Origin of the sequence: Micromonospora salmantinae (genome assembly GCF_022230905.1) — a bacterium.
GTDB classification, from domain to species: Bacteria; Actinomycetota; Actinomycetes; order Mycobacteriales; family Micromonosporaceae; genus Micromonospora; species Micromonospora salmantinae.
Window position 1 is genome coordinate 86,465 of record NZ_JAKKFG010000008.1, and the last position, 9,150, is coordinate 95,614.

A 9,150-nucleotide genomic window follows, 5' to 3' on the forward strand; every position below is an offset into this window, starting at 1 on the left:
GACCAACCGGGATCGGTGAATCCGGGCGAATTCAAGCCTTGTTAATGATCTTAAGTATGTGAATACTTCAGTCTCAGTCGGCCGGTTTCCCCAGATCGGCCGGGTTGCCCTCGGGTCAGCCGCCCCCGGCCAGACCCGCTCCCCCGCCCAGGAGGTTGTTACATGCGACCCACGAGGTCCTCATTCCGCGTTGCGGCTACAGTCGCCGTTTCCGGAACCCTGGTTGTCGGCTCGCTCATCGGCGCGCCGGCCCAGGCCGCTCCCGCCGCATCGCCCGACACCGCCGCCGCGATCTCCGCGGAACTCGGCGACCGCTCCGCCGGCTCGTACATCGACGCCAGCGGCAAGTCCGTCGTCACGGTCACCGACGCGACCGCCGCCAGCAAGGCGAGCAAGGCCGGCGCCGTCGTCCGCTACGTCACCCGCGGCGCCGCCGAGCTCAACCGGGCCACGGCCGAGCTGGAGCGCTCCGCCAAGATCCCGGGCACCGCCTGGTGGAGCGACCCGGTCACCAACCAGGTCGTCGTCTCCGTCGACAGCACCGTCACCGGGGCCAAGCTGGAGCGGGTCAAGGCCGCCGCCGCGCGGGCCAACGGCGCGGTCCGGATCGAGGCCGAGGCCGGCGTGCTGAGCACCCGGATCTCCGGTGGCCAGGCCATCTACGCAGGCGGGGGCGGGCGTTGCTCGCTCGGCTTCAACGTGCGCAGTGGCAGCACCTACTACTTCCTGACGGCTGGGCACTGCACCAACATCTCGGCCAGCTGGTACTCGAACTCCGCCCAGACCGCGCTGCTCGGCAGCCGTACCGGCACCAGCTTCCCGGGCAACGACTACGGCATCGTGCGGCACAACAACTCGGCCAACGCCGCCGGCAACGTCTACCTCTACAACGGCAGCTACCGCGACATCACCGGCGCCGGCAACGCCTCCGTCGGCCAGTCGGTGCAGCGCTCCGGCAGCACCACCGGCCTGCGCGGCGGCTCGGTGACCGCGACCAACGCCACCGTGAACTACGCCGAGGGCTCGGTCTCCGGTCTGATCCGCACCAACGTCTGCGCCGAGCCTGGCGACAGCGGCGGCTCGCTGTTCGCCAGCGGCACCGCCCTGGGTCTGACCTCCGGTGGTAGCGGCAACTGCCGCACCGGTGGCACGACCTTCTTCCAGCCGGTCACCGAGGCGCTCAGCCGCTACGGCGTCAGCGTCTTCTGATCCACGCACCGCTCGCGGGCCGCCGGAACACTCCGGCGGCCCGCGTCGCGTTGACAGCCACCGAACCCCGCCGACGCCGGGCGACCGCGACGACGCTCAGCCGGGCCCGGACGGTCCCGGTCGCCGCCGGGAGACCAGCACGGCGGCCAGCGGTACGCCCGCCTCGGCGGCCGCCGCCAGCCGCTCGGTCAGCCCGATCCATGCCCCGTCGGTGAAGAACTCGACGGCGAACCAGCCGACCAGCGCGAGGAGGACCACCGCCGCCGCGAGCGCCAGCCGGCGTACGAGAGCCGGCGGGTGGCGGTGGTCCCGGTCGGGGGACGGCCTCGCGCGGCGGGGCACCGCCAGGGCCGGCCAGACTGCCAACGCCGCGAACGCCACACCGGCGGCCACGGCGTGCGTCGTCGAGTCACCGGTCGGGCGCTGCGGGAACGCGGCCAGGATCAGTGTCGCCAGCCCGCCCAGCGCGAGTAGCGCTCGGCCTGCCGGCGCGGCGCTGACCAGGCCGAGCGCGGTCGTCAGGTGGCAGAGGCCCAGGCCGGCCAGCCCGACCGTCATGATCCAGCGATGGTCCGCACCCGTGGCGGCGAGCGCGCTGATGGTCTGCCGCACCGGGTCGAATCCGTCGGACTGGGCAGCCTGCGCCAGGGTCCACCCGCCGATGAGGAACAGGGGTGCGCCACCTGCTGACAGCAGGGCCCAACGGGGAACGGCAGACATCGGGCGATCGTAACGATCCGACCGGCGCGGTTCCCGGGCCGCGTGCTCGGGCTGACCGGCCGACGGTGCGGACGCCCTGAGCGGGCGAGGGCGACGAAGAGATCAGGCGGGACGACTCACGGCAGCAGGTCGGGGCGCCCGGGGGTCGGCCCGCTCGGTGGTCCGAGCGGATCCGGGGGTACGACGCCGATGGTCGGCAGGTTCGGGCCGACGCGTACGGTGCCGCCGGTCGACCAGGCGAGGTGCGCCCGCCGGGCGGAGAGGACAGCCAGCAGCGGCCAGAGGGAGACCGCTATCGCCGTCACCCGCTCGGCCAGCCCGGTGCGGGACCCGCTGGTCACCTCGAACGCGCACCAGCCGAAGAGCGCGAGCAGCACGAGCGTGGCGCTGAGCCCGACCGCCCGGCGGAACGCCCAGGGCGGCTCCGGTCGAGCGGGGTGCTCGGTGTCGCGGCCACGCGGCAGCCGCAGTGCCGAGCCGGCCGGCCAGAGCACCAGGGCGAGGACGGCCACCGTCGCCGCGACGCCGTGGCTGAGTGAGCCGCCGACCGGCGGCCGGGGAAAGGCGACCAGCGCGATGGTGGCCACGCCACCGATCGCGAGCAGGAAGCGGCTGGGTAGTCCGGCCGCGTGCAGGACGGCGGCGACCGACAGGTAACAGCAGCCGAGCAGCACCAGGGCCACCACCATGATCCAGGCGTCGGTGGCGTCCTGTCCTGCCAGCTCGCTGATGGTGTCCCGGACCGGGTCGTACCCGACGGGCTGTCGGGCCTCCGCCACCGTCCAACCGGCCACCAGCAGCACGGGCGCCGCCGCCGCCGTGGCGACGGCCCAGTTCGGTACGGGCCGCATTTCGCCACGTTAACCGGCGCGGCCGCCGGCAGAGTCGGGTTCGCCGGTCCACCCCACCAGCGAATCGTGCCGGCCTGCCGGGTGCCCGGAGACGGGGCGGCCACCCCTGACAGAATGCGGGTGAGGACTGTTCCACGATGAGGAGTTGCCAGCCGTGATCCGTACCCACAATGCCGGAAGCCTGCGCGCCGCGGACGCCGGCTCGACGGTGACGCTCGCCGGCTGGGTGGCCCGCCGCCGCGACCACGGCGGGGTCATCTTCGTCGACCTGCGCGACGGTTCCGGTGTTGTCCAGGTGGTGTTCCGCGAGGAAGATGCGCACGCGCTGCGCAACGAGTTCTGCGTGAAGGTCGTCGGCGAGGTGACCCGCCGCCCGGCCGGCAACGAGAACCCGGAGCTGCCCACCGGCGAGGTCGAGGTCACCGTCGTCGAGTTGGAGGTGCTCTCCGAGGCGGCGCCGCTGCCGCTGCCGGTGGACGACCAGATCGAGGCCGGTGACGACATCCGACTCCGGTACCGCTACCTGGACCTGCGCCGCAGCGGCCCGGCGAACGCGCTGCGGCTGCGCTCGCGCGCCAGCCAGCTCGCCCGGGGTGTCCTGCACGAGCGGGACTTCCTGGAGATCGAGACGCCGACGCTGACCCGCTCGACGCCGGAGGGCGCCCGCGACTTCCTGGTGCCGGTGCGGCTTCAGCCCGGCAGCTGGTACGCGCTGCCGCAGTCGCCGCAGTTGTTCAAGCAGCTGCTGATGGTCGGCGGCATGGAGCGGTACTACCAGATCGCCCGCTGCTACCGCGACGAGGACTTCCGCGCCGACCGGCAGCCGGAGTTCACCCAGCTCGACATCGAGATGTCGTTCGTCACCGAGGACGACGTGATCGACCTCGGTGAGGCGATCGTCTCGGCGCTGTGGAAGGACCTGGCCGGGCACGAGATCACCCGACCGATCCCGCGGATCACCTGGCACGACGCGATGGCCCGGTACGGCTCGGACAAGCCGGACCTGCGCTACGGCGTCGAGCTGACCGAGCTGACCGAGTACCTGCGCGGCACCGAGTTCCGGGTCTTCGCCGGGGCGATCGACGCGGGCGGCTACGTCGGCGCGGTGGTGATGCCGGGCGGGGCGGCGCAGAGCCGCAAGGAGCTGGACGGCTGGCAGGACTGGGCGAAGGCGCGTGGGGCGCGCGGCCTGGCGTACGTGGTGCTGGACGCCGAGACCGGCGAGGCGCGTGGCCCGGTGGCGAAGAACCTCTCCGCCGAGCACCTGGGTGGGCTCGCCGACGCGGTCGGCGCCAAGCCGGGTGACGCGGTCTTCTTCGCCGCGAGCGCCACCACCCGGGAGGCGCAGGAGCTGCTCGGGGCGGCCCGCGTGGAGATCGCCAAGCGGTCCGGCCTGATCGACGAGAGTGCCTGGGCGTTCTGCTGGGTGGTCGACGCGCCGATGTTCGAGCGCACGGACGAGGGCGGTTGGACGGCCGTGCACCACCCGTTCACCTCGCCGAACTCGGAGTGGGTCGACCGGTTCGAGGAGGCTCCGGACCGGGCCCTGGCGTACGCGTACGACATCGTCTGCAACGGCAACGAGATCGGCGGCGGGTCGATCCGTATCCACCGGGGTGACGTGCAGAAGCGGGTCTTCGACCTGCTCGGCATCACTCCCGAGGAGGCGCAGGACAAGTTCGGCTTCCTGCTGGAGGCGTTCAAGTACGGCGCCCCGCCGCACGGCGGTATCGCCTTCGGCTGGGACCGGGTCTGCATGCTGCTCGCCGGCGCCGACTCCATCCGTGAGGTCATCGCCTTCCCGAAGACCCGGGGTGGCTTCGACCCGCTGACCAGTGCACCCACCCCGATCACCGCCCAGCAGCGCACCGAGGCCGGCATCGACGCCAAGCCCAAGCCCGCCGCAACCGCCCACACCGGCACGGCCGGCCCCGCAGCCCCGGTAGCAGACCCGGTCTGACCCCCGCTCCTGCTTGGTTGATCAAGAGGTTTGCGTCATCATCGCCCCGCGAGATGACGCAAACCTCTTGATCGTCAGTGGGGGAGTGGGCTGGGATGCGGGTGCTTGTTGTCGGGGGCAGTGGGTTACTCGGGCGGTCGGTTTGTCGGCGGGGCCTCGGCGCCGGGTGGTCGGTTGCGCGGCGACCGGTGTGGTCCGCCCCCTGGACGTACGCCTGGACTCCGCGCGTGCCGCCGCCCTGCTGCGCACCCGGCTGCGCGGAGTACGCGAACTCCTCGCCCGCTGACGAGGGCACCTGCACACTTCCTATGCACAACTATTGTGCATAGGAAGTGTGCAGAGATAGTGTGCAGGCATGGCGAACGACGAAGGCGTCCCGCGGCCGGCGCCGCGTGAGGTGCGGATCGACAAACGGCAGGTCCGGGTGCTGGCGCACCCGCTGCGCATGCGGCTGGTCGGAGCGCTGCGGGTGAAGGGGCCCGCCACCGCGACCACCCTCGCCGAACTGCTCGGCACCAACACCGGCGCGACCAGCTACCACCTGCGGCAACTCGCCGAGGTCGGGCTGGTCATCGAGGATCCCGACCGCGGCAGCGGGCGGCAGCGCTGGTGGCAGGCGGCGCACGACGTGACCAACTGGGATCCGAGCGACTTCGACGACGACCCCGACGCCAGGGCCGCGATCGAGTGGATCCAGGGCGACCAGGTGCGTCTGCTCGCCGAGACCGCCGATCGCTGGTTCGCCACCCAGCACGAGTGGTCGGCCGCCTGGCGGGACGGGTTCGGCATGAGCGACATCTTCATGACCATCCCGCCGGCCCGGCTCGAGGAGCTCAAGGCGGAGGTGTGGCAGGTGCTGGAGCGGTATCACCGCGAGGCCGAGTCCGATCCCGCCACCGACCCGGAGGCCCGCCCGGTGCAGGTGTTCCTGGCCGCCTACCCGTTGCGCGAGGGCCTCCAGTGAGCGCGCTGACCGTACGTCAGGTTCGGCGTCGTTACCTCACGCTCTACGGTCTGCGCTGGCTGCCCACGGGTCTGATGATCCCGGTGATGATCCTGCTGATGCAGGAGCGCGGCCTGTCGCTGCCGCAGATCGGTTTGGTCTCCACGGCGCAGGGGCTGCTGGTGCTGGCGCTGGAGTTGCCCACCGGCGGGCTCGCCGACGCCCTCGGTCGTCGACCGGTGCTGCTCGCCGCCGGGGTGCTGAACCTCGCCTCGCTGGCGCTGTTCGCGGTGGCCGACTCGTTCTGGCTGTTCTTCGTGGTCTGGGCTCTGCAGGGGATCTACCGGGCGTTGGACAGCGGCCCGTTGGAGTCCTGGTATGTCGACGCCACCCTGGCCGCCGACCCGGCGGCCGAGTACGAGCGCGGCCTCGGCTACGCCGGCACCGTCGTCGGTGGGGCCATCGGTGGTGGCGCGCTGCTCAGCGGTGGTCTCATCGCGCTCGGCCCGATCGGGCCGGTCAGCGCGCTCACGGTGCCCGTGTTCGCCGCCATCGTGGCGCAGGCGGCGGCACTCGTCGCGGTGGTCGTACTGCTTGTCGAAGAGCGTCCGGCCACGGGGTTCGCGGCGCTACGGGCCTCGGTGGTCCAGGCGCCCCGGATGATCGGCCAGGCCGTCGGGCTGCTGCGTCGTTCCCGGGTGCTGCTGGCGTTGGTGGCCGTCGAGTTGTTCTGGGGCTTCGGCATGGTCACCTTCGAGTCGCTGCTGCCGGTCCGGCTCGCCGAGGTGATCGGCGACCCGGAACGCGCCGCGGTGCTGCTCGGGCCGGCGAACTCGGCCGCCTGGCTCGCCTCGGCCGCCGGCGCGGCACTGACCCCACTGCTGCTGCGCTGGTTCGGCGCCGCGCCGGGTGCGGCAGTGCTGCGCATCCTCCAGGGCGTGACGGTGGTCGGGATGGGGTTGTTCGCCGGGCCGGTCGGCGTGTTGGTGGCCTACCTGGCCTGCTACGCCGTGCACGGCGCGTCCAACCCGTTGCACAGTGGACTGCTGCACCGGCAGGTCGACGGCCCGTACCGGACCAGCGTGCTGTCGCTGAACTCGATGATGGCGCAGCCGGCCGGCGCGCTCGGCGGGGTGGTGCTCACCGCGCTCGCCGCCGCCACCAGCGTCAGCACCGCGATGGTGGTCGGCGCTGTGGTGCTGGCCGTCGCCGCCCCGCTGTACCTGCCCGCCTGGCTGGCCGGCCGTCGGGCCGTCCCGGCCGTCGAGCCGACAGCGGTTCCGGTTCCCGCCGCGGACCGTTGAGAAGGGGCCCCTTGTCCGCAAGGGGCCCCTTCTCAACGGTCAGGCGAGGCGGATCGATCGTGCGGTCCAGGCTAGGAGCCGAGTGTCGAATGCCTCCGCGGGGCCGTCGCGGCGTGGCCGTCTCCACCGTCGAGATTGGCGAGTCGACCGATTGGGTACATCACGCGCCGACCTACTGGGAACCCCCACCGGAGGATTGACATGCTCGCCATTCTCGCGGCCATCGTTTTTGGCTTTGCCCTGCTGCTCGACCTGCTCGGCACCGACTTCGGAGCGCCCGACCTGTTCAACTGGAACACCCTCGTACTCATCGGGTTGCTCCTGCTCTCGCTCTACCTGGCCGGCGTGGGCAGCGGCCCGCGCGGCGGCGGCGGCGGTGGCGGCGGCCGTTGGTACCGGGGCCGTCGCCCCGGGCGTGGCTGACCGGAACCGATCACCGGTGGCGGGCCCGCGGCGCGATTCCGGCGTCGTGGGCCCGGCCCGGTACTGTCTTCGTGATGGAGTCCGACGCCCTCTTCTCCCTCGGTGAACCCGCCGGGTCGCGCAGCGCGCCCGACGGTCCCGCCGGTGTCGACGGCTTCACCGCGGTGGCCGACGATTCGCCCCTGCCCGTCCGGATGCGCCCGGTGACCCTCGACGAGCTGGTCGGGCAGGAACACCTGCTCGCTCCCGGCGCACCCCTGCGGCAACTGGTCTCCGGCGGCGCTCCGATGTCGGTGATCCTCTGGGGCCCGCCGGGCAGCGGCAAGACCACCATCGCGCACCTGGTGGCCGGGGCCACCGACCGCCGCTTCGTCGCCATGTCGGCGCTCTCCGCCGGCGTGAAGGACGTCCGGGCGGTGATCGAGGCGGCGCGCCGCCAGCGCCGTTCCGGCGGCCCGCAGACCGTGCTCTTCATCGACGAGGTGCACCGGTTCAGCAAGACCCAACAGGATTCGCTGCTCGCCGCCGTCGAGGACCGCACTGTCACCCTGCTGGCGGCGACCACCGAGAACCCGTACTTCTCGGTCATCTCACCGCTGCTGTCGCGGTGCGTGCTGCTCACTCTGCAACCGTTGGACGACGAGGCGGTGCGGGGTCTGCTGCGCCGCGCGGTCGCCGACAAGCGTGGCCTGGACGGCGCACTGGCCCTGACCACCGAGGCCGAGGATCACCTGGTCCGGCTGGCCGCCGGTGACGTCCGTAAGGCACTCACCGCCCTGGAGGCGGCGGCGGCCTCCGCCACGGCCCTCGGCGGCGGGCGGATCGACCTCGCCACCGCCGAGCAGGCCGTCGACGTGGCGGCGGTGCGCTACGACCGCGACGGCGACGCCCACTACGACGTGGTCAGCGCCTTCATCAAGAGCATGCGCGGCTCGGACGTGGACGCGGCGGTGCACTGGCTGGCCCGCATGCTGGTCGCCGGTGAGGACGCCCGGTTCATCGCCCGTCGTCTGGTCATCTTCGCCAGCGAGGACGTCGGCATGGCCGATCCCGGGGCGCTGAGCGTGGCGACCGCCGCCGCGCACGCGGTCGAGTACGTCGGGTTGCCAGAAGCGCAGCTCAACCTCGCCCAGGCGGTGATCCACCTGGCCACCGCGCCCAAGTCGAACTCGGCCACCACCGCCATCGGCGCCGCCATCGCCGACGTCCGGGCCGGTCGCGGTGGCCCGGTGCCGCGAGGGCTGCGCGACGCGCACTACGCCGGCGCCCGAGGGCTGGGCCACGGGACCGGCTACCGCTACCCGCACGACGACCAGCGCGGCGTGGTCACCCAGCAGTACGTCCCGGACGACCTGGTGGGCACCGACTACTACCAGCCGAGTCCGCACGGCGCGGAGCGGTCGGTGGCCAGCCGGTTGCCGGTGCTGCGCCGGATCGTGCGTGGTCTGCCGGCTCCGGCCGCGCGCCCGGAGACGCCGACATCCGAGCCGTCCGTAACGGCGCAGACCGCGCCAGCGCTATCCCCGGGGGCCGCCCGTCCGACGACGGGCCCGGGTGCCCCCGGCACGATGCAGGACAGCGGCACCGACGCCGCAGGAGAGGGTCAACAGTGAGATCGCGTGGTGGGGACCGCCCGGACGAGGGCCCGGACGAGCGGCGCGATCCCCGCGCCAAGACCCGCCGTTGGGGTCGGGGCCGGCCGGCTGAGCCCGAGCCGGAGCAGCCGGCCGCCGGCGAGGC

8 protein-coding genes are annotated in these 9,150 nt (G+C 72.7%); 6 read left to right on the forward strand and 2 right to left on the reverse strand.

The window, feature by feature from the left end:
• The first annotated feature begins 162 nt into the window (after nt 1-162).
• Nucleotides 163-1,209, forward strand: coding sequence for a S1 family peptidase (locus PSH03_RS07730; protein WP_238688672.1), 1,047 nt, complete (start codon nt 163-165; stop codon nt 1,207-1,209).
• Between the two features lie 96 nt (nt 1,210-1,305).
• On the opposite strand, the gene PSH03_RS07735 is transcribed toward PSH03_RS07730, so the two are convergent.
• Nucleotides 1,306-1,929 carry a DUF998 domain-containing protein gene (locus tag PSH03_RS07735; protein WP_238688673.1) on the reverse strand — a complete coding sequence of 208 codons (624 nt, stop codon included), beginning with the start codon at nt 1,927-1,929 and terminating at the stop codon, nt 1,306-1,308.
• 116 nt (nt 1,930-2,045) lie between these two features.
• Entirely contained in the window at nt 2,046-2,780 is a 735-nt protein-coding gene (locus tag PSH03_RS07740; protein WP_238688674.1) for a DUF998 domain-containing protein, read from the reverse strand.
• A gap of 154 nt (nt 2,781-2,934) precedes the next feature.
• Here PSH03_RS07740 and aspS point away from each other — a divergent pair, with 154 nt between their 5' ends.
• The 5 genes from aspS to PSH03_RS07765 all read left to right on the forward strand — a co-directional run bounded on the left by aspS (nt 2,935) and on the right by PSH03_RS07765 (nt 9,023).
• Nucleotides 2,935-4,740 carry an aspartate--tRNA ligase gene (gene aspS / locus PSH03_RS07745; protein WP_210784968.1) on the forward strand — a complete coding sequence of 602 codons (1,806 nt, stop codon included), beginning with the start codon at nt 2,935-2,937 and terminating at the stop codon, nt 4,738-4,740.
• A 355-nt stretch (nt 4,741-5,095) separates the two neighbouring features.
• Complete coding sequence (locus PSH03_RS07750; protein ID WP_238688675.1) at nt 5,096-5,704, forward strand: winged helix-turn-helix domain-containing protein; 609 nt, start codon at nt 5,096-5,098, stop codon at nt 5,702-5,704.
• The gene (locus PSH03_RS07755) at nt 5,701-6,987 is read left to right on the forward strand and encodes an MFS transporter (RefSeq protein WP_238688676.1); all 1,287 of its coding nucleotides are present in this window, start codon (nt 5,701-5,703) and stop codon (nt 6,985-6,987) included. Before PSH03_RS07750 ends, PSH03_RS07755 begins: the two co-directional genes overlap by 4 nt.
• Before the next feature lie 201 nt (nt 6,988-7,188).
• A complete protein-coding gene (locus PSH03_RS07760; RefSeq protein ID WP_210784931.1) occupies nt 7,189-7,410 on the forward strand; it encodes a hypothetical protein in 222 nt (73 codons plus the stop codon).
• A gap of 74 nt (nt 7,411-7,484) precedes the next feature.
• Nucleotides 7,485-9,023, forward strand: coding sequence for a replication-associated recombination protein A (locus tag PSH03_RS07765; RefSeq protein ID WP_210784930.1), 1,539 nt, complete (start codon nt 7,485-7,487; stop codon nt 9,021-9,023).
• Nucleotides 9,024-9,150 lie beyond the last annotated feature (127 nt).